The sequence below is a fragment of the Lutibacter citreus genome, from assembly GCF_003260195.1.
In the GTDB taxonomy this organism is placed as follows: Bacteria; Bacteroidota; Bacteroidia; order Flavobacteriales; family Flavobacteriaceae; genus Lutibacter; species Lutibacter citreus.
The window spans coordinates 231,141-255,959 of record NZ_QEIH01000005.1 but is presented as its reverse complement, the minus strand read 5'-3'; the positions used below and the strand labels follow the sequence as shown (position 1 = coordinate 255,959).

Below are 24,819 nucleotides of genomic sequence, written 5' to 3'. Positions count from 1 at the left end.
TATAGACTACAGGTTTTAATATATTTATTAATAAGTTAGTCTTTTAAGTAGTTGTATTTAGTAAGTTTTCATCTGCTTTTGTATAATATGCAAGAAATCTTTTCTACCTATAAATAATGGTGAACCTTTATTAAAAACAAAAAGTTGAACACTACTAATGTTCAACTTTCTAATTTTTATAAAAAAAAAGATTACATACTATGAAATTCAATCAAATTTGCTTCATAATATTGCTCTCCTAAATTGGTTAATAAATTTCTAATCACATTACTATCACCATCAATTGCTATGGCAGAATAACCTACATTATTTAATTTACCTAATCTTAAATCTATAATATTAAGTTGTTTTGAAGATAAAGCAGATAGTAATATCAACAGCACTCCTGGAGCATTATTATGTTTGGTAAGTATTACTTTTTCACTTAATGCCATATTCAATTTAACACCATCCATTTCTAATAAATAAACACCATCATGATAATAATTAGGTAATTTAGCATTTTCTTTATAGGTTAAATTAAGGAACATTTCGGCACTTGTACCATTTATAAAGTCAATGGCATTTTTAATATTTCCATTATCACTTTCAATTGATAAAAATGCAACAGCAGTACCGTCATTATTAGACTTTAATCTTGCCGTTTCAACATTTATACCTTCAGATGCTAAAGTATTAAATAGTGAAGAAATAACTCCTGGCTCATCTAAATGTTCCGAAAACAATCCATTTACAATACGATTTGTAGATTCAGGAATTTCATTTGTAATTGTAATTGATTTTCCCCATTTACGAATTCTAATAGCGTTATAATCCCCCATCCCTGTAGAATTTTTATAAATATCTACAAATTCTAAAAATGAGCCACCAAAAGAAAAATCAGGCATAATATTTCTGTGGGTAGTATCCAATCTTTGATTTAGTAATTCAATACCTTTATTTAAGACTGTATATTTCAATTTTAAATCGTGATCATTATAAATGGTACGATTTTCAGGAATTAGTTTTGAATAGCTCACATAGCTCTCGTATCCGGCTTCTCTAATATATTCAAGACTTTCCTTAAAATTTAATCCATAATAGCGTACATGATGTAAATCAGTTCCTACACAAACCGGAATCTGAAGTTCATTTGCTCTTCTTAAAATATTTTGAGTTGGATAAACACCTACTCCTTTAAATTTACCAGCCATATTTACATCTAAAGATAAATTACGATCGGCAATCAACTCTAATAGAGTTCTAAACTTGTTTGCTAAAGGATGTGAACTTGTTTCAAAATTCACTAATGCTTCAGGCATATCAACATTCAGTTTTGGTAAATCTATATGCCCAACAATCTGAATCATATCCCCAAAACATTCAATCATTTGAATATTTTCGTTAAAATAGCCGTCCCAATATGCTTCTAGACTTCCTCTAATTTTTAACAATTCTAGCGCTTCTTCTTTTGAACCATCATATGGTAATCCTTCTGGAGCAAAGTGAACTGATCCAATAACATAATCGGCATCTTCTGCCTGAAATATTTTTGAACGGCTCCACTGTAAACCTAAATCAGCGCCCATCCATTCAAGTTCAACACCATATTTAATATTTATTTTACCCTCGTACTTTTCACGCAATCCTGCTATACGTTTTGGGTAATTTAAATAAGATCTATTACCTCTAATAAACTTTACGTTTGTTTCTCTTTCCGCAATATATCTAAAATTTGTTAAGCGAGGAGAATGTATTATAAATGTAATGCTAGGGTGATTTGCTTCTATTGCTTTATCAACAACCTTTTCTAATTTATCAATTCCATGTTTTACACGATCTTGCTCTGTTCCGGCATGAATACCATGTGTTTCCCAAATAAAGTCATTCAGTTTTTTCATCAATCAATTGCTTTTAATTTTGATTTCTCAGTTGCAAATTTAACTATTGATTTAGAATAATTAGCTAAAATCTTATTTGTTTTGAATATAGTATAATTCAAATATCTTATTTACCCATATTTATAAGTTAAATGTCCCTTTATAAATTTTAATTATTACGGTAACATAAGATACATAAAGAGATCAATAATCACATAACCTTAATAAACAACAATTTAAAATCTACACCTTTCTTTTAACTTCTTTTAATTATAGTTATTTTATAGGTTTATTTTCTTATTTTTACACCCCTAAAACTCTATTTAGTATATCATGGTGTATTTAATTACACCTTATTAAAGAAGATTACATTAATACACCTATGACAAATAATATACTTATTGAAGATCAATATAAAAGAACAAGTTTATTTGAAAAAGAAAATGTGAATTATTTAGTTCGCGTTTTAAAAAGATTTAATACAGTCCCGAAAATAAATAATATAAATATTATTACATCTAATAGTAAGCCTAATATTTTTAAAATTGTACCAAATAAATCTATTATAATTGGTTCTTTATTTTTAAACAAACCTGTTTTAGCATTAGTTTATTTAAGATATGGTATTGAATGGCAACTTTGGTATAAAGCTTTGGGTAATGAAAAACATAATACTGGTTTATGTGATATAGCTGCACTTGAAGTTACTCGGATATTTTATAAATTATTACCAAAAAATGATAAAGAAAAATTAAAATCTCTTGATTATTTCCTAATTGATTTAATTAAAAATGATAAAGGTTTAAATGCCGAACATTTATTAAATTATGAAGAATTACAAGCTTTTCATTCTTTAAATAATACCAATAAAATATTTAAACAATCGTGGAAATCTATTATTGAAAATCTAGCAAAACCTACTGAATATTTATTAATGGATGGTGGTGACCTTAGATTGAATATTGATGAAATTGATTTGTTAAATAAATATGGTTGTCGCCCATTTCCAAGACCTGAAGCATTTACTTTTGCTTCTTCAACAGCTACGAGTGTATCTAATTTTGCCTTTGATAAAACAGACAAAGTTAGAAGTATACTAATAAAAAACAGCTTACAAAATGGGTTAAAAAATGCTACAATCGAGTTTTCGGAATTACTAAAAAACAACCTTAAAAAAATATTTAAATTAAATGACGAATGTCAAATAATTTTTTCACCATCTGGTACAGATTCTGCTCTTCAAATAGCGGCAATCACACAGATTATTTCAACTAAAGACATTACACATGTTTTAGTTGCTTCAGATGAAACTGGTAGCGGTGTACCTGCCGCATTAAAAGGATGTCATTTTGAAAACACCACAGCTTTAAATCATCCGGTAAAAAAAGGTGATAAAATTGATGGATTTAGAGATATTGATTTAATTAAAGTTCCTTTTAGAGATGAAAATGGCGCTTTAAAATCAGCCAGTCAATTAGATGATGAAATTTTTAAAGCCATTTCTAAAACCAATGAATTAGGCAGACATGTAGTACTTCATACTATGGACCAATCTAAACTAGGCTATCAATCCCCTAGTGAAAAGATGATGCAAAAGTTAAATACGCTCAAGAATTTATCAATGCAGGTTATTGTAGATGCTGCTCAACTTAGATTAGACCCTACAGACATTCAAAATTATTTAAATAAAGGATATATTGTTACTATAACAGGAAGTAAATACTTTACAGGACCTCCTTATTCTGGTGCTTTAATTTTACCTGAATGTGTTAGTAAATCAATACTCTCTGTAAAAAATCCATTACCTAAAGGTTTAACAAAATACTACAATCATTCTGATTGGCCAACTTCTTGGTTCTGTTCAAATGATTTATCCGATGGATATAATTACGGCTCTTATATGCGTTGGAACGCTGCAATAGTTGAAATGGAAAGATACTTCAAAACACCAATTTTATATAGAAATATGGGTATTGAGATGTTTTGTAATTTCGCTGAAGATTCAATTAAGGACGCAACATTTTTAGAACCTATTTATGAGAATGAAACAAAAACAAATAGTTATAATAGTAAAGAATTTGGAATAAGAAATATCCGTACAATTTTCCCTTTCTTTATTCTAAAAGACAAAGAAGTTTTACCAATTGATAAAGTAAAAAAACTATATACATTATTAAATTCTGATTTATCTGATCAATTTAAAGACTCTCCTTTAGAAATTATTAGGCTTGCTGCTCAAAAATGTCATATAGGACAGGCAGTTAATGTAAAATATGGAAATGATATTGAAAGTGCTATCTTAAGAATTAGTTTAGGAGCAAGGGTTATTTCTGAAAGTTGGGTTAACAGAGATATTAGCCTCTATTTCAGAAATATAGAAATACAAATGAATCAAATTACGGTAATTATAAAAAAGATAGAATTAATTCTAAACAATCCTGAATTATTGAATTAAATAAGACGTTCAGTCATTATTTATGAATAAAATTTAGATAAAAAAAAATTTATATTTAAGATTCAACAATTTATTTCTGTTAAAAATTAATTGTTGAATCTTTTTTTTGGGCCTTAAAGTTCTAAATTTAAAAGTATTTTTAAGTACTTTTTAATAAATATAAAATCACTTTAAAACTCACCTTTTTTTATAATATTTTTTCCATTCATCAATAATTTTTGATGCATCTTTAAAACCATCTCCCAATTCATTTAAAAAGCCAAAAATAAATGGCTGATTTAAATTTGCTGATTTTAATAATTCTTTATTCTCAAAAACAATATCTGGCAAACCTTTTTCTAGAATTTTACCATTATTCATAATAATAACATAATCAGCCCAAGAATAAGCTTTATTAACATCATGTGTTGAAATTAGTATAGTTTTCCCTTTATTATGCAACTCATTTAAATAATTAAAAATTAATTTTGAATACATAGGGTCTAAATTAGAAGTAGGCTCATCACAAACAATTAGTTCAGGTTCCATAGCTAATACAGAAGCTAAACATACTCGTTTTTTTTGCCCAGTACTTAATTGGTGTGGTGGCTTATTAACAATATCTTGAAGAGAAAAATCCTTTAATATGTTTTCTACTTTTTGCCGAACAACTTCATCATCTTTAAATTTATTCAACAAACCAAAAGAAATCTCTTCATATACTGTAGGTGCAATTAACTGATAATCGGGTTCTGGAAATAACAATCCTATTTTAGACCGCAATTCTCTTAACCCTTTTTTGTTATAATTATATGCAACATTTTTATATAATAAATCTCCTTTTGTAGGTTTTAAAATACCATTAAGCAACAACATTAAAGTTGATTTTCCAGCTCCATTTCCACCAAGCAAAGCAATTTTTTTTCCTATTGGAATTTCTAAATTAATTCCATTTATTGCAGTATCACCATTTGGATAGGTATAACTAATATTGTTTAAATTAATAATATTTTCAATCATATAATACAAAATATAAAAACAGAGATAATTATAATATTTACTGCTAACGGAATTATTATTTTCTTTAAATTAAAATCTACTTTAGGTTTCACAAATAAATATTCATTATTTCCTAAACGCGAATCCATTGCTATTTCTATTTGTGAAGTTTGCTGCATAGATTGTTTAAAAACAGCTCCAAAAAGATTGACAAATGAGTTTATTGAATTTTTTCGAATTGAAGAATATCCCATTCTACATTTTTGAGCAATTAACATAGTTTTAGTAGTATGCATAAGCATATGAATAAACTTGTAAATAAGTACAAACAACTCCACAAATAACCTTGGTATTTTACAGGCATACATAATTTCTGCTATTTCTGAAATTGTATGCGTTAATAACCAAAAATATACAACACTTACAATTGCATAACTTCTAAATAAAATTGTTGTAGCAACAGGTAATGTTTCCTTGTTAAAATAAATAAAAGTGCTCCAATTCCCTTTAAAATTAATGGATATAAGTAATGTTAAACATCCTAAAAAAATAAAAGCACTTGGTATTAAAAACAATTTTAATAATTTTAAAATTGGCTGCTGTGTTACATATATAATTGCTATTAAAAAAATGATAATAATACTACTATGAAAAAATAAATTAGTTGAAATAATTGACAATATAAATGCAGGCAACACATATAGACTTTTTATGACTACAGGTGTTTTTGATAATTTGTGATTGTAATTATATAAATCTTCAATTAGCATTTACACCTTTTGTTTTGAATTTCTTTTAATAAAATAAAATGCAATTACACCTAACCCTAAAGTTGTTTGAAAAGCGAATAAAAGTGTTTCACCCCATTCTCCTGATGGTTCCCAAATACTTTCAGCCCAAGGTTTATAATTAGGAGCTAATTCATTAATTATTCCAACAGCTTGATCATCTGTCCCTTCAAAATTGGATACAATATCTGCCAAAAAAAACTGCATTGCAATTAGTCCTAAGGCAACAACAATAATTGTAATATTAATTATCTTTTTATTTTTCATTTTAATAAAGGGTTAATTAATAGTAGTTCTGACTTGCTATAATTCATAATAAGTTTAAATACAAAAGCGGTAAAAACACCTTCAATTAAAGCCAATGGAACCTGAGTAATAGCAAAAACACTCATAAATTTAGTAGCATTTTCCAATAAACTATTTGTTTCTGATTGAAACGCTAAAGCTAATTGTAATGAAGTTGCAACATATATTAAAATATCAGATACAAATGCAGCTAAAAAAATACTTAACCATTGAGATAATTTTAGTTTTGAAGCTAATTTATATACCCAAACGGCACTAAATGCTCCAACAACAGCCATTGAAAAAGCATTTGCTCCAAGCGTAGTAATTCCTCCGTGAGCGAGCAATAAAGCTTGAAATAATAATACAATTACTCCTGCAACAGACATAGTTGAAGCTCCAAACAAAATAGCACCTAATGCAATACCTGTTAAATGCGAACTGCTTCCTGCAACTGATGGAATTTTAAATGATGATAATACAAATACAAATGCGGCTGCAACTGCAAATAACATTTTTACTTTTGGTACATCTTCTAATTGTTTTTTTAATTTTCTAAAACCGACTATTAAAAATGGTAAAAAAACAACCATCCAAAACAAGGCCCATTCTTTAGGTAAAAAACCTTCAGCAATATGCATACTGAATCCTTTAAAAGGTATTATTAAAATACATAAAGCAATTCCTATTTTTCTCATATTATCAATCTTTTAATTTACTCCAACTCGTTTTCAGATTCTAAAAACAAATTCTGTAATTTTTCAACAGTTTCTTCTGAAGGATTTTTCCACATTCCTCTTTGAATAGCTTCTAACATTCTTTCAGACATATCTTTTAAAGCCCATTTATTATTTTGCTCAATAAATGCTTTATTCTCTTCATCAAACAAGTAAGATTCTGTAATTCCCTGATACATAAAATCTTCAATTAAATTTGTGGTAGCATCATAGGCAAACAAATAATCCATTGTAGCAGCCATTTCAAAAGCACCTTTATAACCGTGATCACGCATACCGCTCATCCATTTCGGATTTACAACGCGTGATCGATATACTTTATGCAATTCTTCTTTTAACGTTTTAATTTTCGGATTGTCTGGTCTTGAATGATCTCCAAAAAAAGTTTCTGGTTGTTCTCCTTTAACTTTTGTTACTGCGGAAGTCATTCCTCCTTGAAACTGGTAATAATCGTCAGAATCTAATAAATCGTGTTCTCTGTTATCCTGATTTTGAATTACAACTTCAATATTTTCTAAGCGCTTTTCAAAAGATTCGTGAGCCGATTTTCCTTCATTTTTATTTCCGAAGTAAGCAAAACCACTCCAGTTGATATAAACTTGTGCTAAGTCTTCTTGTGTTTCCCAGTTCTTTCCATCAATCAAACCTTGTAATCCAGCTCCATAAGCTCCTGGTTTCGATCCAAAAACGCGGTATAGCGAACGTTCTTCTGCTTGTTGTTCAGATAATCCTTTGGCAACCCAATCCTTTTTTTCAGCATTGAATCGTTTTCTTATAGGATTCATTTCATCATCTTCATCCAACATCGCAATTTTTTCAATGGCTGCATTAAATAATGAAATTACATCAGGAAAGGCATCTCTAAAAAATCCTGAAATTCGTAATAAGACATCAACTCTTGGGCGTTTTAATTCTAATAATGAAATAATTTCAAAATCGGTTACTCTTCTGTTGATTCCAGACCAAATTGGTCGAACACCAAGTAAAGCGAAAGCCTGAGCAATGTCGTCTCCACCAGTTCTCATTGTTGAAGTTCCCCAAACTGAAATCCCTATTGAAGTTGGATATTCTCCCTGATCTTGTACATACCTTTCTATAATATTTTTGGCGCTTTTCACACCTAATTCATATGCGGATTGTGAAGGAATTGTTCTTGTATCTACGGAGTAAAAGTTTTTCCCTGTTGGTAAAATATCCAATCTACCACGTGTTGGAGCACCTGAACCTCCTGGCGGTACATAACCACCATTCAAGCCCTTTAAAAGATTTGTAATTTCATCTTTCGTACGGAAAATCTTAATTAAAGTAGAACTTTCTATTACGTTAATAACATTCTGTATTTCAATACCTAATAATTTTTTATTTAATTCATTATTTAATAAATCATCAATATAATTCTTCGCTTTCAATTCTAAAACTTCAACGGCTTGACCAAACGTTCTACATTGAATTGAACCCACATTTTGGTTGTAACTTAATTCAAAATCAACATTTAGCGGATCAAAATCTAAGCCTAAATCTTTTGCAATGGCTTGTGTAATTCCTAAGGTATTGTTTGAAGGTAAACGATGCAAGGCTACCATTAAATCGGTTAATTTTTCACCTTCTGGATGTTTTCCAAAAATATGAAGTCCGCCTCTAATTTGCGCTTCTTTTAATTCACATAAATAACCATCAATTACTTCTAAAAGTGCATCAATATCTTTACCATCATTGTTTAAATCCGATTTCAAATGAGTCGTATTTACCAATGTTTCAATCTTGCTTTTTATCAAACTGGCTCTTTTAGGATCCAACAAAGCAGCTTCATAAAATTCATCAATGAGCAATTCTAATTTCAACAAATCCCCGTAATTTTCAGCACGCGTCATTGGAGGAATCAAATGATCTAAAATAATAGCGTGCGTTCTTCTTTTTGCTTGAGTTCCTTCGCCAGGATCGTTAATAATAAACGGATAAAAATGAGGAATTTCACCTAAAATAGCACTCGGAAAACAACTTTCTTCACTTAAAGCAACACTTTTACCGGGCAACCACTCTAAGTTTCCGTGTTTCCCCATATGAATAATAGCATCGGCTTTAAAATACTGTTGTAACCAAACATAATATGCCAAATACGCATACGTTGGCGGTAAATCTGGTGAGTGATACGTAGCTTGTAAATCGATATCATATCCTCTACTCGGCTGAATACTCACAAATACATTGCCTAAACAAACACCTGGAATAATAAAACTACCATTTCTGTAATTTGGCGAATCTGTTGGGTTTCCCCATTGTTTTTCAACCTTTTCACGAAGTGAAATAGCCAAATTATTGTAATAGGCAAAAAAGTCACTTACCGGAATTGTTAAATTCACTTTTGCTGAATGCAACGAATCTGGATCATTGGTAATTGCATCCGTTAACCGTGTAATTAATTCATCAACAGTATTTGGTATTTCAGTTCCTAAATCATAACCTACTTGCTGTAATTCGTGAATTAAATCTACCGTACTTTGCGGCGTATCCAATCCCACTCCATTCGCTAATCGACTATTTTTATTCGGGTAATTAGGAACAACAATGGCTATTTTTTTTTGGTTATTTTCTTTAGCATTCAAGGTAATCCAAGCTTTCGCTTGCTTTGCAACCCTAGTACAACCTTCATCAAAAGCAACATATTTTACCACTTCTGAATCGGTTAAATCATCCTTTTCCAAAGCTTCCTTAAATGAAATAGCTGTTGAAATAATTTTACCATCAACTTCAGGCAAAGCAATATTCATTGCAACATCCGTTGGTGGTAATCCAAAACTACCTTCAGCCCAAGTTTCTTTATTACAACTTGCCATTATTCCCTGAATTACAGGAACATTAAACGTATCAAACAAGCCGTCTTCAGTAGTTTCATTAAACGACTGAATTGAAAACCCAGTGGTATTAATAATTACTTTTGGCGTGCTTAAATTATGCTCTTTTAATAATTCAAAAATACTATATTTTATATTTTTATCGCGATAAGATAATGCCATTACGGTAATGGCCAACACTCCGTTTTCTTCTAATTTTTCAGTAAGTTTTAAAATTGGATCTAAATTATCGGCTAAATAATAGCTTCTATATCCAAAAATAATGACCAACGGTAGGTTTGTTGGTTTATAATCTGTTGTTAACGCACCTTCTTTTGGGTGAAATAAAAACAAATCTGGAGTATTTATTTTTTCTTTAATTTGAAATTCAACAGCTAAAGTTGAATTCAATATTTTTTTTAAGGCTTCTTCTGTATTATCCGATCCACCAGCAATTAAATATTTCCAAATACTATCTACTTCTGTTAATGGAAGTGTAGACAATTGCATTAATTCTAAATCTGGCTTATCATCTCCAGGCATAAAGATTAACTGAATGTCATTTTCTTCAGCATAATCAGAAATAGCTTCACATAAATAGGAAAAATATGCAGTACCTCCCAACAACTTCAAAACAACCACTTTTGCCTTTGAAACTACCTCTTCAATATACGTATCAATGGTTAATTCCTGCTTAAAATAGGTGAGATTCGCCAATCTTAAACTTGGAAGATTGTTGTTTTCAGCATATAATTTTTTATATACTTTATTTAGAATGTACAAATCGGTATCTGCTGCCGATAAAAACAGCACATCTCCAGGTTTTTGTTGTACATAAAAAACACCTTCATCATTTGGATTCCAGCCTCCAGGTATAGTTGATATTAAATGCAATTGACTTCGGTTTTAATTGGTTTTTCTTCTACAAATAATGAAAGTATTCCTGATGTTATAGCAAATCCTGCCATAATTCCAAAAAGCACATTAAATCCAAATTTCATTGCAAATAAGCCTCCAAAAATGGCTGCTATTCCTTCAAAAATTGAACGATATCCAAAGAAATTAGCATACAAATGACGCTCTTTTCCTTTTTCTAATGAAGTTGCAATAATTGCACTCCAAGACGGATTAATAACCGTTTCTCCCAATGAAATAATAATTTGAATTAAAAAAACATCGAGTGGTTTTGCAGCAAAAATATATGCCAAATAGCCAATTCCCATTACAGAATAACCAATACACATCATTATTCTTTTACTGAATAACTCTTCTTTTATTCTTCCAAATAGAAAATAAAAAACACCTTTTAATAAGGCGTAAATACCAATTGCTATTCCGGCATCAATTAAATCTCCTCCAATTTGCTTAATGAAAATTGCATAAATAGGAGCCAATAAATTAGCTCCTGAATGTATTAAAATAGAGGTTAATAATAAAAGTTTAATGTTTTTATGCACTTCTTATTTTTTAAAAACTATACTTCAGTTTTTGTTGCTTCTTCAATATTTCTTCCTATAATAACCAAGCTTGTTTTTCTCTCTTCATCTACAGCCCAAGCTCTATCAAAATAGTAATCAAAACGCTCTCCTACTCCTTGTAAAACCATACGCATTGGTTTATTTGGAATATTTACAAAACCTTTTATTCTATAAATTTCTTCTTGCTGAACCCTTGCTTTTAATTCTTTTACCAATAGTTTTATATCAGGAGTTTCAGCAGTTTCAACCACAATTGTATTTATGTCATCATCGTGGTCGTGATCGTGATGATGATCGTGGTGATGCTCGTGAATTGAATGACGATTATCTAAATCATTTTCCGTACTTGCTTCAATACCCAATAACAATTCATTGTCTATTAATCCATTTTGAACAGGAATAATCTTCACATTTGGTCTCGCTTTTTTAATTATTAATTCTTTAACCTCAGCTAATTTATCAGCTTCCAATAAATCTGTTTTACTAACCAACACTAAATCTGCACAAGACAACTGATCTAAAAACAATTCTTCAATTGGTGTTTCGTGATCCAAAGAATCATCAGCCAAACGTTGCTTTTGAACTCTTTCTCTGTCACATAATTCACCTGTAATCATTCCAACTGCATCTACAACCGTAATTACAGAATCAATAGTAATATGTGGCTTTAAATCTGGCCAGTTTACAGCTCTAATCAAAGGTTTTGGCATTGCCAAACCGGAAGTTTCAATAACAATATGATCTATTTCATCTTTACGCTCAATTAAATCTAACATGGCGGGTAAAAACTCTTCTTGAACTGTGCAACAAATACAGCCATTTGCCAATTCAATTAAGTTGCATTCATCATCTCCACAACCCGATTTTATAATATCTCCATCAATTCCAACTTCACCAAATTCATTTACCAAAACAGCAATTTTTTTACCATTCGCATTTTTAATCATATTGTGAACTAACGTAGTTTTTCCTACTCCAAGAAAACCCGTTATAACAGTAATTGGTATTTTTTTCATTTGTAGCTATTTTTATTTAGTAGTTTTCTTTTTTCTTTTATATAAAAATAAATTCCATTTTTCTTCAGCAACTCCTTGCCTGTCCATTTCAGCTCTTGCCATTGTAAAAAACAAATCCGACAATCTATTTATATATGCTGCAATATAATCGTGTACACTTTCAGGATCTTCACGCATTAATGTTACCATTTTACGTTCTCCTCTTCTAATTTGTGTACGACAAACGTGACATAATGCAGAGATTTCATTTCCTCCAGGTAATAAAAAATAATCTGAAGAAGCACTCATTGCACCTTCCAATTCATCAATCCATTGTTCACAAAATGCTGCGCCATCTTCCGGTCTCGGATTTTCATTTACCTTTCTTGCATCTGAAGGACGTGCTAAATGAGACATCATATTCATAATGTCCTTTTGGATTTTATGTAAATTTGGTTGCCATTCGTGTGTTTCACCCAATTTGGCTCTTAATAAACCTATGGTCGAATTTGCTTCATCAATAGTTCCAATACATTCCACTCTTGGTGAGTCTTTATATTGTCTGCTTCCTCCAAAAACTCCTGTTTGTCCTTTATCTCCTTTTCGAGTGTAAACTTTCATCTCTTTTAATTTTTTAGTTAGTAAGTAATTTTAATAGGTTTTTTAATAGTTTTTCTTGTCCTAAATAATAATGAATGTAGGATGCTAAAACATTTTTATATTGAAACACAACCGTATCTACTTCGCTTTCTCTTGCGTTAAACACGGTTGCTATACTTTTAAATTTTTTATGCTGAATTATTGTTGAATAATGAAATTCGTGTCCTTTTAATTGAAAATCATCAAACTGAATGGTTCTGTAACCTAAATTCAGTTTCATTGCTTGCATTGAAGTTGAGAGATCAAAAACATTTGCCATTTCAAATTCATTGCCTTCTTTATCTATAATAGATTTCCCCAAATACATCATCCCTCCGCATTCAGCAATAATCTTCCCTCCTGCATCAGCAAAATTCTTGATGCTTTGAAGCATTGATTTGTTATCAGATAATTGTTTTGTGTAAAATTCTGGATAACCTCCAGGTAAATACACCAAATCTACATTGGGTAATTTTTCATCTTTTAGCGGACTAAAAAACACAACGTTTCCTAGCTCTTTTAAACATTCAATATTTTGAACATAGCTAAAATTGAATCCTTCATCTTCCGCAACGGCTATGTTTATTTTCTCTGAAGTTGAAATAATTGGGATTTCTTTAGTTGACTTCTCATCTAATAAACAACAGTCCAATAATGAATCTATATCCACTGTTTCTTCCATTGCATTTGCCACTTTTTCAATTACGGAATCGTAACCTTGCATTTCTTGAATAGACAATCCTAAATGTCTGGATGGAATTTCACAATCTGGAAGAAATGGAACGTGACCCAAAGCCGGAATTCCAACATCTTCACAAGCTTCTAATAAAAATTGATAATGACTCTTGGTATTCACTCTGTTAAAAATAACACCAGCAATATTCAACGCTTTATCAAAGTTTTTAAAACCGTATAATAACGGAGCAACAGAATAGGCAACAGATTTTGCATCAACCACCAAAATAATGGGTAAATCCAATATTTTTGCAACCTCTGCAGTACTTCCTTTTGATCTTCTGGCACCGTCAAATAAGCCCATAACTCCTTCAACACAAACAGCTCCTTTATTTTTAGCATATTTAGCATAGGTTGCTAAAATATCTTCGGTATCTGTCATATATAAATCCAGATTCAAACCATTTTTCCCACAGGCAACTTTATGAAATTTAGGATCAATATAATCTGGCCCAACTTTAAAAGATTGTGTGGAAATACCACGATTTTCTAAAGCACGAAGTAAACCTAAAGTAATGGTCGTTTTACCTGAGTTACTTGTAGGTGCAGCTATAATAAATTGAGGAATTTGCTTAACCATTTTGTAGCATTAAAGGTTCGTAATTCGCTCTAATTTTTGTTGCAAATTTTTGCGCTAAATTTAATTTCACCAAACCTTTTTCAGCATCAACAACTGTTAATTGATGTACAGATTTACAATACGTCTGACAAGCAATAACGGCTTCATCAAAAGCATTTTCAGTAGCTGTATTAAATTTCCCATCCGTAATAATGATTAATTCATAATTAATATCTTTTGAATTGTTTGTCAACGCTTTAATTTTCTTAAAAGCAGGAACTATATTAGTTTTTCCACCTGTTTTAATATCTTTCAGTTTCTCTAATAATTCATCAATATCCTTAGATCCTTCTTGCACTAAATCGGCATCACCATTGTACAATGAAATTAATGAGTATATTGGTTTTAATCCACTTTCTAATTTTGCGAATTTCTCTACCAATCCTTTAGCATAAGCAACCACTTTCTCTTTTAACATGGATCCGCTTGAATCCAATAAAAATATTAGATGCGGTTGTGATTTACTTTGTTGAAATTTGTTTTTTATTTCGAATTTATCAGTCGCTAAATATTGAGAAACCGTTTTTCGATTATCAATATTTTTCAATGCTGAAGGATTTTCAGTCAATTGATTTTGCTGATGATAACTCTTGGTATTCGCTCCATTTTTTGAACCAGTCTTTACACCATTTGAATGCTTACGTTCATTGGCTGGAATGATAGATTGAAACGTATGTTCTTGTTGTGAACTATTTGAAGATTCTTCTTCTTTTTGTTGCTCTTGTTTTTGTTGTTCTTGTTCTTCCTGAGAATTATTCTGTTCTTTAGAAAAATCGCCATTATTTGAACGATGATTCAATACAAACGGAGCAATTTTTTGCAAGTGAAACTCTTCAACCGTAGTATCATTTAAATACGCTGCATACGCTCTTGCTGTTTTCAATAATAAAATATCAGCTCTATGTCCTTCAACTTCATTTAACAAGGCCAAATTAGCTGCTATTTCATATAAACTTTCATCTATTTTTATAGACTTCAAGTTTTTTTGAGCGTTTTTAATTTGATGATATATTTTTTCTTGCTTTTCTGAATAGCTAGCTACAAACTCTTGTGGATCATCATCAAATTGCAATCTGTTCGAAATAATTTGAGTTCTCTCTTCCAAAGAAACAGCTGTTTTTATAACAACACTTAATCCGAATCTGTCTTTTAATTGCGGACGTAAATCGCCTTCTTCAGGATTCATTGATCCAATTAAACAAAAGCGACTTTCAATAGTTTTTGAAATTCCTTCTCTTTCTAAATGGTAAGATCCGGTAGCGGATGCATCTAATAAAACATCCATTAAATAATCATTTAACAAATTAATTTCATCAATATATAGGCAGCCTTTGTTTGCCTTTGCTAATAATCCAAGTTGTACTTGTTCTTTCTTTTCATTAATCAACTTTTCCAAATTCACGTGTCCTAAAACCCGATCTTCAGAAACACCAATTGGTAAATTCACAAAAGGAAACGAATCTTCAGCATTAATTAATTGAGCCAAAGAACGGATTAAAGTGGTTTTACCTGTTCCCTTATCACCAATAGCTAAAACACCACCCAATAAAGGATCAATAACATTCAATATTAAGGCTAGTTTAAAATCGTCCTGACCAACAATTGCAGAAAATGGAAATGTGTTTTTTAATGTTTTCATACTGCGAAAATTGTATTATAAATCCAATAAGAACCAATTAAAATAGAAGCCAAACCAGCAACACCATTCATCCATTTAAAAATGGAAAGATTTTTCTCTATAAAACGGCTCATTACAGCAATTAAGGAATAACTATAAACACCCATTGCAATGATAATTCCTAAGCATTCAACCACTAAAACAATAACAGCATCCGTAATTGTTGCAGCACTAATAACCAATGCAGAAGTTAACGCTCCTCCAGTACCAGCCAATCCGTGTAACATACCAACCCAAAAAGATTTATTCATTGGATTCATAGCTATTTCTTCACCACCTTTTCCGTGTAAATGGATTAAATTTGAATCTAAATGATCGTGTTCTTCAATTTCTTTATGCTTTTGAATCATCTCTTTAATTCTATGATTTCTTCTAATAGCGGTAACTCCTAACCAAATCATAATTGGGCCAACAGAGACTTCTGCCCAATAAGAAATATCGTGAATAAAAAGGGCTAAAGAAGATCTAAAAACAAGCGCTACAACTCCAAATAATAATAAGGTTAGCGAATGCCCCAAAGCCCATTGGGATGCTTTTAATACCGTTTTAAAAGATGTTTTTTCTTTTGTTATTGCGTTTTCTGTTGCTAATACAGAAATTGCCGTAACGTGATCTGGCTCAAATGAGTGTAAAACACCCGCCATTAAAGGTCTTACTAAACTAACTATACTCATATTTTTTTATATTTAATAAACTCACCACTTTTACCTATTAAGTACACATCTAATGCTACTTTATTAATTATTCCTTTGCTTTGGAAATAACATTTTCCCAATAGCTTTTGATAAAAAATTTCATCATTATTGAATGGAAATATTTCAGTTAATCTTCCTGCCATATTTAGTTCCAAAATTTTATCAGTTGTTGCTGAATCATATCCACAGGCTGCAGCAACACTCACAACAAACTCTTTATTCCAACTAGAAACACAACTGTGTGTATCTGTTCTTCCATAAGCTAATTTTACAGCTTTCCCCAACATAATTCCTATCGTAACTTTTTCTATTTTTGAAGTGCTTATTTTCTGTAAAGTTTCTCCAATCCAGTTACCAAAATGTATAAAAGATTGCTCTGTTAAATTGGGAAATAATTGTCGTAAATACTTCTCACTTCTCGCTCCAGAATTAATAACAACTTCGTTAATTCCATTAGCAACTGCAACATCAATTCCTTGTTCAATACTTGCAATATAAGATGATGAGGAATATGGTTTTACAATTCCTGAAGTTCCTAAAATGGATAAACCATTTAAAATTCCAACACGTTCATTCAAGGTTCGTTTCGCCAATTTTTTTCCATTGGTTACAAAAATTGAAATTACCAATCCACATTCTAAATCAAAGTCGTGCAATAATTTTTGAACTGCACTTGTCATCATTTTTCTTGGAACAGGATTAATAGCAGGTTCGCCAACTGCCAACTCTAAACCTGGCAATGTAACTGTACCAACACCTTCACCACCAACAAACTTAATTTCTTTACTTTCCGTCAATTGAATTTCACACCCAACCTCAGCGCCATTTGTAACATCAGGATCATCTCCCGCATCTTTTATAACACTGCATTTTGCGCTATCATTTGTAAACTCATTGGTATGAATTTTAATCTCCAATATTTTATCAATTGGCAAATGAACGTTGACTTTCGACTGTTTTTTTTGTTCAATAATAGATACCAACGCTGCTTTAACAGCTGCCGTAGCAGAAGTTCCGGTTGTAAAACCATCTCTTAAAGGTCCGTCTGGTACTTTTCTTAATCCCATTTTATTGAACTGTTGTTTTTAAAATTTCTGACAAAGTCGATTTATTGTTCACCAATTGAAAAGATGTTGGTAACTTAGGTTTTTTTATAATTATAATTGGAATATTACATTGTTTTGCCGCATCAATCTTCACAGACAAAGCGCCACTATTTCCACTTTCTTTAGTGATAACAACTGCTATCTTTTTTTGTTGAAAAAGTTCAACCTCAGCTTCAACTGAAGTATTTGGATAACCCAAAATCAATTGATTTTCAGGAAAACCACTTTTCAACGCAATATCTTTTGAAGATGGTCTATCTAAAATTCTAAAATAACTCAAGTTGTTTTCCCAAAAGTTTTCAAACTTCTCAATTGTTTGAACACCTGTTAATCCCAATAAAATTTTTCCTTTAAATTTTTCATTCAACACTTTCAATGAGTCTTCATAATTCTGCACATAATAAATCATTGAACTTTCTATTCTCTCAGGATATGCTCTTTGTAATCTATAAACTGGTAATTCACATCTTTTAGCCACCACATCAATTGTTCTATGTAATTCTTCAGCAAAAGGATGTGATGCGTGAATAATGGCTGTAATTTTTTTATCAGAAATAAATTGTTCTAAACTTTCAACAGAAAAAGCACCAGAACGATACAATCCATTTTTACCTAATTCCACTTTTATTGCTGTTTTGGTGGAATAGATATACTGCAATTGAAGTGCATCTAACACCTCAATTGCTTGTTTACCTTCTGTTGTTCCTCCAAAAACTAATATCATCTCTATTATCTAAATTCTTTTATTTCTTCTAATTGTCACACTGAGCCTGTCGAAGTGCTTCTCTATCCTCTCTTCTAAAGTTGTCTCCCTGAGATTGTCTAAGTGCGCTCTATTTACTCACTTAAAACAAATTTCTTATTGGTTCTAAAAATATGTTTCCATTCTGGACTGTATAAATGTGATCTATTTTTTCTTGCTCCAATGGCCTCTCCAACTATAATTAAAACAGTTCTCGATTTTTTACTATCCTTAACTATTTGAGCTAAATCTTCCAGTTTTCCTTGGTATATTTCTTCATCTTTCCAAGTTAATCTATACATTACAGCAACTGGTGTTGTAGCATCATAATGTTCTAATAATTGATTTTGAACTTTCTTAGCAATACCAACACTTAAAAACAAACACATTGTTGCTTTGTGTTTTGCCATTTCAACTAATTTTTCAGATTCTGGTAATGGTGTTTTACCTTCTCCTCTAGTTAAAATAATAGATTGTACAACTTCTGGAATTGTAAATTCCGATTTTAATGCGGCTGCAGCTGCACTAAATGAAGAGATACCAGGGACAATAAAATAATCCATTCCTAACTCATCAAAAATGGTCATTTGCTCTTGAATAGCGCCATAAATTGAAGGATCACCACATTGTAAACGAACTATTGAATTTCCTTTTATATAATGTTCTTGCATTAAAGCAACTTGTTCTTCTAAAGTCATTGAAGCTGAATTACGAACTACAGCACCTTTTTTACACCAATTTGTCATTTCTTCAGGAATTAAACTCCCTGCATACAGTACACAATCAGCATTTTCTAAGTATTGTTTTCCTTTTACAGTAATCAATTCTTCATCTCCAGGACCAGCTCCAATAATTGCTATTTGAGCTTTTCTTTCAACCTTTGAATTTAAAGCAACTGCAAACGTAAATTTTTCGTTATTATCAAGAATAACTTTTTGTTTTTCAACCAATAAATTATTGTTTTTAGACAATAACATAGCTGTAGATTCTGAAACTCCGTCAACACCAATTTTTTCTTGTACCATTAAACTTGGGTTTGGCACATTTACAGTATCAATTTCTTCAGAAGTAAAAGTTTTAAACGGAATATTATTGTTTGTACTCCAATCTAAATAAGCACTTTGTTTTCCTTTAATATCTATAGATCCAAAATTTTCAATTGCTGAAAACAACAATCCTTTTTCTTCAAATTTCGCTTTAAAAGTTTCATCAAATAAACGTTCATCTAAACTTTTTGAACAACCAGAACCAACAGATAACACTTTAGGAACATAGTACAATACAGGAATTGTAGCTGTAATTACTTTATAAGTTACTGCAATTAATAATTCAAATTTAGTGAAATCAATATCTGCTACATTATAAAAAACAGTCACAAAATTTGGCAACGTTTTTTCTAAGAATTCTGTTCCATTATCCTTTATATCCAACAATAAAGCGGTAGGCTTATTGTTTACAAATAATGCCATTATTTCGTTCAACGTTGAAGCACTTTCTGTTTTCCAATTAAATTGTTTTCCAAGAGTATCCAACCCCCAAATTTCTTGCACATCACTTGATGTTGAAATAATTGCTTTTCCACCCAATAACTGAGCTACTTTAACAGCAAAATCATTTGCTCCACCTGTATGTCCGCTAATTACAGACTGTACATTTAATCCTAATTCATCTACGCAAATTACGGCTGCATCCTTATATTTATCATTTAAAAATGGTGCAATAGTTCTAACACAAATACCAAGTGCACTAATAAAACAGATGCCGTCAATTTTTGAGAAATTATCAGCTAGATAATCTGAAATTGAAGATACTACTGATACATGTTCATTATCAGATGTACGCGTTGTAATTATTAATGACTTTGGAAATTGTTTTTGTAAAACTAAGGCTTGTTCAATCCCTTTATCCGTAATTGCTATAATGCTTATTTTTTTCATTTTTTCTATTTTTTCACTGCTGAATGAATTGTGATTTTATTATGTTCGTTTACCTGAATATTCATACTATCTATTGAATATTCCAGCTGTGTAAGTTCATTTATAAAAGTTGAACTGGTTGTTTCTTTTACTGCGTTGGTTACAAATCGTACTGAAGGATTTAACGCATATACTTTATGAATCATTTCTTTCAATCTATTTCCGTGACCTCCTATAAAAACAACATCTGGAGTTGGATATTCTGACAAGTTTAAATCGAAAAAATCATCGATTACAACTTTAATTCCAGGTGCTGAAAATTGTTCTTTATTTTTCTGAATAATCTCTCCGCATTCCTCTCTTTTTTCAAAAGCTATAATATCTAAATGTGGAAAATGTTTTTTCGCTTCAATAGCCACAGAACCCGTACAAGAACCAATATCCCAAAAGGTAACCGCGTTTTTTAATTGCAAAGCATTTAATGTACTTAACCGAATAGGCATTTTGGTAATCATATTCGACCTATTTGGAAGTGAAATAAACTCAGCATCTGGAATTCCAAAAAAGCTGTTTTTCGCAAACTTTCGTTCCAAAAGCACACAATTTAAATTTTGATGCGTTAAAAACTTACACTCAATTAAATCGTAGGTATTAATTTTTTCATTTTCTCCATCTAACTCTTCGCCTACTGTAATTTTATAATTATCAAAACCATATTTTAACAATCGTGCTGCAATAGCCGCAGGCGTTTTTTTGTTATCGGTTAAAACTCCAATTAAAGGCTCTTCATGAATTAAAGCAATATCTAAAGCTGACCAAGATCTACCGTGAACAGATACCGAACGCAATAAGCTATAATCAATTGTTGTTTTTTGACACAACCGTTGAATACTATTGAAATATGGAAATGATTTAATCTTAGCTTCAGGCATATACCGTTTTAGCGTATTTCCAAAGCCATAAAAAAATGGATCTCCAGAGGCAAAAATCATTATTGGTAATTTATATTCTCCATATTTTAGAAGAACAACATCCATTCTACCCGATATTTCTATCCAAGTATGCTTTTTTGGTAATATTGATTTTACTAATTTATAATGTCTTTTTCCACCAGAAAAAACCGAAGTATTTTGTATCAATAACAAAACCTCTTTGCTTATAATTGGTTTGGAATGATTTCCTATTCCAACAATATAAAAATCAAAACAATGTGTTTTATCGAATGCTTTTTTGCACATACCTTTAACTATTCTTCAAAATAAGTTGAAGCTTCTTCTAATGTATAAGCTGCATTTACAATTGCTGCTGCAACATTGCTTCCTCCTCTGTTTCCTTCAATAATTACCCAATCAGTATCTTTTACCTGCGATAATTGTTCTTTAGATTCAATTACATTTACAAATCCTACTGGTGCTCCAATAACTCCTGTTGGTTTAAAATCTTTATTCGTTCTAATCTGATCTGTAATTTCCATTAAAGCAGTTGGTGCATTTCCAACAACATATAACGCATTTGGATGCAACTCAATAGCTTTTCTAATTCCTGCCTGAGAACGTGTAATATTTTCTTTTATGGCTAATTCCTGCGCATCTTCATCATTTAAATAGCAATGAATACTTGTTCCATATTGCCCACTAAAAGCTTTCGTAATTCCTGCTTTTACCATAGTAACATCCGTAATAATTTCACCTCCGTTTTTTAGGTAATTATGCAAGTTTAAAATTGCATTCTCAGTAGATTTATAAAACTGATGATCGTCTAAAACTCCTGTGGTATGAATTACACGTGTAATTGCCCATTTATCGTTATTAGCATAGTCCAAATCCTGAATATGATTTGTAACTATTCTAAAACTTTCTTGCTGAATTTCTTTTCCTGTATGCGGTTTTCTATTTAAGTATCCACGAGGAGTTACCAAATAGTTTTTAAACTGGAATGTTTGAGAATTCCCAATCATTACCAAACTAAACATATCTACATCTTCTGGATTGAATTCTCCAAGCGTCGTAATTTTAATATTTTCATCCGGACGTGTAACTTGTTTTACAATAGCAACTGGAGTTGATGCGCTTCTTTCTTCTAAAAATATTTTTTGCAATCTCCCTAACTGCCAATGTCTTTTAATACTTTTTGGATTGTACAAACTAGTTACAAAATCTCCCATTGCAGCAGCTCTAATTCGTTTTTCAATTACATTCCAAGGTGTCATTAAATCCGACAATGAAATACAACAGAAATCGTGACCAAGTGGTGCTCCTAATTTACTTCCTGATGCTAAAAATGCTGAAATACCAGGCAAGGTTTCCAATTCAAGATTTTCTATATCTCGTTTAGCAACCATTTCGTAAACAATTGCTGCCATTGAATAAATACTAGCATCACCAGAACCAATTACAACAACATATTTACCTTCTTTTGCTTTTTCAATTGCTTTTTCGGCACGTGCTTCTTCCTTTCCCAAAGGCATTGAGATTAACTCTGCATCTTCTTTAAAAAATTCTTTTCCAAATTGAAAATAATAATCGTACCCAATAACAACATCAGCCAATGCCAACGCATTTTTTACTAAGGGTAACATATAATTTTTATCTCCTGGTCCAAGACCTGCTACTGTAATTTTCATTTTCTAATAGTTATTAAAGAGAAATATGGAATATCTCTTTTGTTGATTTCTTCTAAATTTGAAGCTATAAATTGATTTTTTGTTCCTAATTTCTCAGAATAATTAATAGCGTAATTTCCTTTTGAAAGCACATTATTAACCACATCCATCACCGATTTAATTTTCATTAAAACAACGGTATCAAAATGTGTTAAAGCTTCTTCTAATTCTGCTTCAGTTTGAACTCTTGGCAAAATAATTAGCTTCTCATTTTGTAAACATAACGGCGTTAAATGTTCTGAAGCGGCTAAAGCATATGAAGTGATTCCTGGAATTAATTCTACGTTGAAATTTTCTTTTTTAATTTTTTCTAACAAATATGAAAAAGAGCTAAATGTATTTACATCTCCTTCACTTACTATTGCTATCTTCAAGCCTTTTTTATAATCTGATATAATTTGTTCAAAAGTTAAATCGTATAATTTACTTACTTTAACTCGTGCCAAATCCATTTCTAAATAAAAACCTTCAAATTTAGTTTCATCTAATTTATAATGTTCTAAAATACTAAGTGAGTAACTTGATTTTACGCCATTTTTAAACAAAGATCCGGGATAGTAAATTTTATCTGCATCTTGTAAAACTTTTAATCCTTTTAATGTAATTAAATCAGGATCTCCCGGACCTAATGAAACTCCATAAATTATTGATTCTGTATTCATTTATTATCTTTTAATTGGAATTAATTAAATTCCTAAAATATTTTTTAATGTTTTTGAAATGCTTTTTTTAGCACCAACTTTTTCATCTTCTTCAAACAAAATCCCTTTCACATTTAAATGGTGTCCAATTTGTTCTTTTCCAATCTCTTCTTCAAAACCAACAATTTGCTTACGGTATTTACAAACCTGACAATTCATATTTCCAGTACCATTAATTGCCTCATCTAACCGTTCATCAAAAGCCTTTAAAATCAACTCATCTTTTCCAAAAGGTTTTGTTGAAATATATTTGTTTGTGGTTGTTTCATTAAAATCTTCAACAGCTTTATAAATGCGTTCTAACAAAATTCCTGTAAAAAAGAAAAATGGAATTACATACGTTCTTTTAAAACCTAATTTATCAACAAATTCCATCGATTCTTTAACACTTGGATATGCCGTACCGCTATACCCAACGGTTGCAAATCCAAAACCCATTCCTTCCCAAAGCATACTGCATAATTTGTGTACATCAGAATTTGCATCTGGATCTGTTGTTCCTCTTCCTACAACAATTAAAGCTGTTTCTTTTCTTGGAATTACTGGTAATTCTTGTTCCTTTTCCAGCAAAATTTTCTGAGATAAATCCAATAAAAAAGAACTAACACCTAAATGTTTACCCATTTTTATTGTTAAATCTGAATGATATGATTGTAACGTATTTAATTCATACGGAATATCATTTTTTGCATGAGAACCTGCAAAAAGTATAATTGGTAACGCATAAATTTCACGAATTCCTTTTTCATACATACGCTCTACTGCAGCTTCATATAACGGATGATTGAATTCTAAAAAACCATAATCTACTTCATAATCTGTATACCTTGCTTTAAGAGCATCTACCATTTCTTTAAATGCAGAAGTACCTGTTTTGGTTCTACTACCGTGACCGCATAATAAAATTCCTTTTTTCATAA

20 protein-coding genes are annotated in these 24,819 nt (G+C 30.8%); 1 reads left to right on the top strand and 19 read right to left on the bottom strand.

Translation table 11 applies throughout. The features are described 5' to 3' along the window. Positions 1–191 precede the first annotated feature (191 nt). A complete protein-coding gene (locus DAD81_RS12175) occupies positions 192–1,880 on the bottom strand; it encodes a histidinol-phosphatase HisJ family protein (protein ID WP_111708543.1) in 1,689 nt (562 codons plus the stop codon). 361 nt (positions 1,881–2,241) lie between these two features. Between DAD81_RS12175 and DAD81_RS12170 the strand changes: the two genes are divergently transcribed. Further along, a complete protein-coding gene (locus DAD81_RS12170) occupies positions 2,242–4,314 on the top strand; it encodes a hypothetical protein (RefSeq protein WP_111708542.1) in 2,073 nt (690 codons plus the stop codon). A gap of 177 nt (positions 4,315–4,491) precedes the next feature. Here the strand turns inward: DAD81_RS12170 and DAD81_RS12165 are convergent, their stop codons facing one another. From DAD81_RS12165 to DAD81_RS12080, 18 genes are all read right to left on the bottom strand, one after another. After that, positions 4,492–5,313: an energy-coupling factor ABC transporter ATP-binding protein gene (locus tag DAD81_RS12165; protein WP_111708541.1), complete on the bottom strand. Its 822-nt coding sequence runs from the start codon at positions 5,311–5,313 to the stop codon at positions 4,492–4,494. After that, positions 5,310–6,062 carry an energy-coupling factor transporter transmembrane component T family protein gene (locus DAD81_RS12160; protein ID WP_111708540.1) on the bottom strand — a complete coding sequence of 251 codons (753 nt, stop codon included), beginning with the start codon at positions 6,060–6,062 and terminating at the stop codon, positions 5,310–5,312. Before DAD81_RS12160 ends, DAD81_RS12165 begins: the two co-directional genes overlap by 4 nt. Beyond that, on the bottom strand, positions 6,063–6,347 hold the full coding sequence (locus DAD81_RS12155) for an energy-coupling factor ABC transporter substrate-binding protein (RefSeq protein WP_111708539.1): 285 nt from the start codon (positions 6,345–6,347) through the stop codon (positions 6,063–6,065). Then, positions 6,344–7,063, bottom strand: coding sequence for an energy-coupling factor ABC transporter permease (locus tag DAD81_RS12150; protein ID WP_111708538.1), 720 nt, complete (start codon positions 7,061–7,063; stop codon positions 6,344–6,346). Before DAD81_RS12150 ends, DAD81_RS12155 begins: the two co-directional genes overlap by 4 nt. Before the next feature lie 17 nt (positions 7,064–7,080). Next, entirely contained in the window at positions 7,081–10,827 is a 3,747-nt protein-coding gene (gene cobN / locus DAD81_RS12145) for a cobaltochelatase subunit CobN (protein ID WP_111708537.1), read from the bottom strand. Beyond that, positions 10,818–11,390, bottom strand: coding sequence for an MFS transporter (locus DAD81_RS12140; RefSeq protein WP_111708536.1), 573 nt, complete (start codon positions 11,388–11,390; stop codon positions 10,818–10,820). Before DAD81_RS12140 ends, cobN begins: the two co-directional genes overlap by 10 nt. Positions 11,391–11,407: 17 nt before the next feature. Beyond that, positions 11,408–12,427, bottom strand: coding sequence for a cobalamin biosynthesis protein CobW (gene cobW, locus DAD81_RS12135; RefSeq protein ID WP_111708535.1), 1,020 nt, complete (start codon positions 12,425–12,427; stop codon positions 11,408–11,410). 12 nt (positions 12,428–12,439) lie between these two features. Continuing rightward, positions 12,440–13,027, bottom strand: coding sequence for a cob(I)yrinic acid a,c-diamide adenosyltransferase (locus DAD81_RS12130; RefSeq protein ID WP_111708534.1), 588 nt, complete (start codon positions 13,025–13,027; stop codon positions 12,440–12,442). A gap of 13 nt (positions 13,028–13,040) precedes the next feature. Further along, entirely contained in the window at positions 13,041–14,360 is a 1,320-nt protein-coding gene (locus DAD81_RS12125; RefSeq protein ID WP_111708533.1) for a cobyrinate a,c-diamide synthase, read from the bottom strand. Continuing rightward, positions 14,353–16,038: an AAA family ATPase gene (locus tag DAD81_RS12120; protein ID WP_111708532.1), complete on the bottom strand. Its 1,686-nt coding sequence runs from the start codon at positions 16,036–16,038 to the stop codon at positions 14,353–14,355. The genes DAD81_RS12125 and DAD81_RS12120 overlap by 8 nt, the downstream gene beginning before the upstream one ends. Next, positions 16,035–16,751: a cytochrome c biogenesis protein CcdA gene (locus DAD81_RS12115; protein WP_111708531.1), complete on the bottom strand. Its 717-nt coding sequence runs from the start codon at positions 16,749–16,751 to the stop codon at positions 16,035–16,037. The genes DAD81_RS12120 and DAD81_RS12115 overlap by 4 nt, the downstream gene beginning before the upstream one ends. Beyond that, complete coding sequence (gene cbiD, locus DAD81_RS12110) at positions 16,748–17,839, bottom strand: cobalt-precorrin-5B (C(1))-methyltransferase CbiD (RefSeq protein WP_111708530.1); 1,092 nt, start codon at positions 17,837–17,839, stop codon at positions 16,748–16,750. Before cbiD ends, DAD81_RS12115 begins: the two co-directional genes overlap by 4 nt. Before the next feature lies 1 nt (position 17,840). Beyond that, the gene (gene cobK, locus DAD81_RS12105; RefSeq protein ID WP_111708529.1) at positions 17,841–18,602 is read right to left on the bottom strand and encodes a precorrin-6A reductase; all 762 of its coding nucleotides are present in this window, start codon (positions 18,600–18,602) and stop codon (positions 17,841–17,843) included. Positions 18,603–18,715: 113 nt separating this feature from the next. Then, a complete protein-coding gene (cobM, locus tag DAD81_RS12100) occupies positions 18,716–20,557 on the bottom strand; it encodes a precorrin-4 C(11)-methyltransferase (protein WP_111708528.1) in 1,842 nt (613 codons plus the stop codon). 5 nt (positions 20,558–20,562) lie between these two features. Further along, positions 20,563–21,774 (bottom strand): precorrin-6y C5,15-methyltransferase (decarboxylating) subunit CbiE, encoded by a 1,212-nt coding sequence (gene cbiE, locus DAD81_RS12095; protein ID WP_111708527.1) that lies wholly within the window; start codon positions 21,772–21,774, stop codon positions 20,563–20,565. Between the two features lie 8 nt (positions 21,775–21,782). Next, positions 21,783–23,159 carry a precorrin-3B C(17)-methyltransferase gene (cobJ, locus tag DAD81_RS12090; RefSeq protein ID WP_111708526.1) on the bottom strand — a complete coding sequence of 459 codons (1,377 nt, stop codon included), beginning with the start codon at positions 23,157–23,159 and terminating at the stop codon, positions 21,783–21,785. Then, positions 23,156–23,860, bottom strand: coding sequence for a precorrin-2 C(20)-methyltransferase (gene cobI, locus DAD81_RS12085; protein WP_111708525.1), 705 nt, complete (start codon positions 23,858–23,860; stop codon positions 23,156–23,158). Before cobI ends, cobJ begins: the two co-directional genes overlap by 4 nt. A gap of 24 nt (positions 23,861–23,884) precedes the next feature. After that, positions 23,885–24,817, bottom strand: coding sequence for a sirohydrochlorin chelatase (locus tag DAD81_RS12080; protein ID WP_245949246.1), 933 nt, complete (start codon positions 24,815–24,817; stop codon positions 23,885–23,887). Between the last annotated feature and the right edge of the window lie 2 nt (positions 24,818–24,819).

Coding starts and splice junctions, on each gene's coding strand:
- DAD81_RS12175 (WP_111708543.1), bottom strand. CDS start 1,880: ATGAAAAAACTGAATGACTTTATTTGGGAAACACATGGTATTCATGCC.
- DAD81_RS12170 (WP_111708542.1), top strand. CDS start 2,242: ATGACAAATAATATACTTATTGAAGATCAATATAAAAGAACAAGTTTA.
- DAD81_RS12165 (WP_111708541.1), bottom strand. CDS start 5,313: ATGATTGAAAATATTATTAATTTAAACAATATTAGTTATACCTATCCA.
- DAD81_RS12160 (WP_111708540.1), bottom strand. CDS start 6,062: ATGCTAATTGAAGATTTATATAATTACAATCACAAATTATCAAAAACA.
- DAD81_RS12155 (WP_111708539.1), bottom strand. CDS start 6,347: ATGAAAAATAAAAAGATAATTAATATTACAATTATTGTTGTTGCCTTA.
- DAD81_RS12150 (WP_111708538.1), bottom strand. CDS start 7,063: ATGAGAAAAATAGGAATTGCTTTATGTATTTTAATAATACCTTTTAAA.
- cobW (WP_111708535.1), bottom strand. CDS start 12,427: ATGAAAAAAATACCAATTACTGTTATAACGGGTTTTCTTGGAGTAGGA.
- DAD81_RS12130 (WP_111708534.1), bottom strand. CDS start 13,027: ATGAAAGTTTACACTCGAAAAGGAGATAAAGGACAAACAGGAGTTTTT.
- DAD81_RS12125 (WP_111708533.1), bottom strand. CDS start 14,360: ATGGTTAAGCAAATTCCTCAATTTATTATAGCTGCACCTACAAGTAAC.
- DAD81_RS12120 (WP_111708532.1), bottom strand. CDS start 16,038: ATGAAAACATTAAAAAACACATTTCCATTTTCTGCAATTGTTGGTCAG.
- DAD81_RS12115 (WP_111708531.1), bottom strand. CDS start 16,751: ATGAGTATAGTTAGTTTAGTAAGACCTTTAATGGCGGGTGTTTTACAC.
- cbiD (WP_111708530.1), bottom strand. CDS start 17,839: ATGGGATTAAGAAAAGTACCAGACGGACCTTTAAGAGATGGTTTTACA.
- cobK (WP_111708529.1), bottom strand. CDS start 18,602: ATGATATTAGTTTTTGGAGGAACAACAGAAGGTAAACAAGCAATTGAG.
- cobM (WP_111708528.1), bottom strand. CDS start 20,557: ATGAAAAAAATAAGCATTATAGCAATTACGGATAAAGGGATTGAACAA.
- cbiE (WP_111708527.1), bottom strand. CDS start 21,774: ATGTGCAAAAAAGCATTCGATAAAACACATTGTTTTGATTTTTATATT.
- cobJ (WP_111708526.1), bottom strand. CDS start 23,159: ATGAAAATTACAGTAGCAGGTCTTGGACCAGGAGATAAAAATTATATG.
- cobI (WP_111708525.1), bottom strand. CDS start 23,860: ATGAATACAGAATCAATAATTTATGGAGTTTCATTAGGTCCGGGAGAT.
- DAD81_RS12080 (WP_245949246.1), bottom strand. CDS start 24,817: ATGAAAAAAGGAATTTTATTATGCGGTCACGGTAGTAGAACCAAAACA.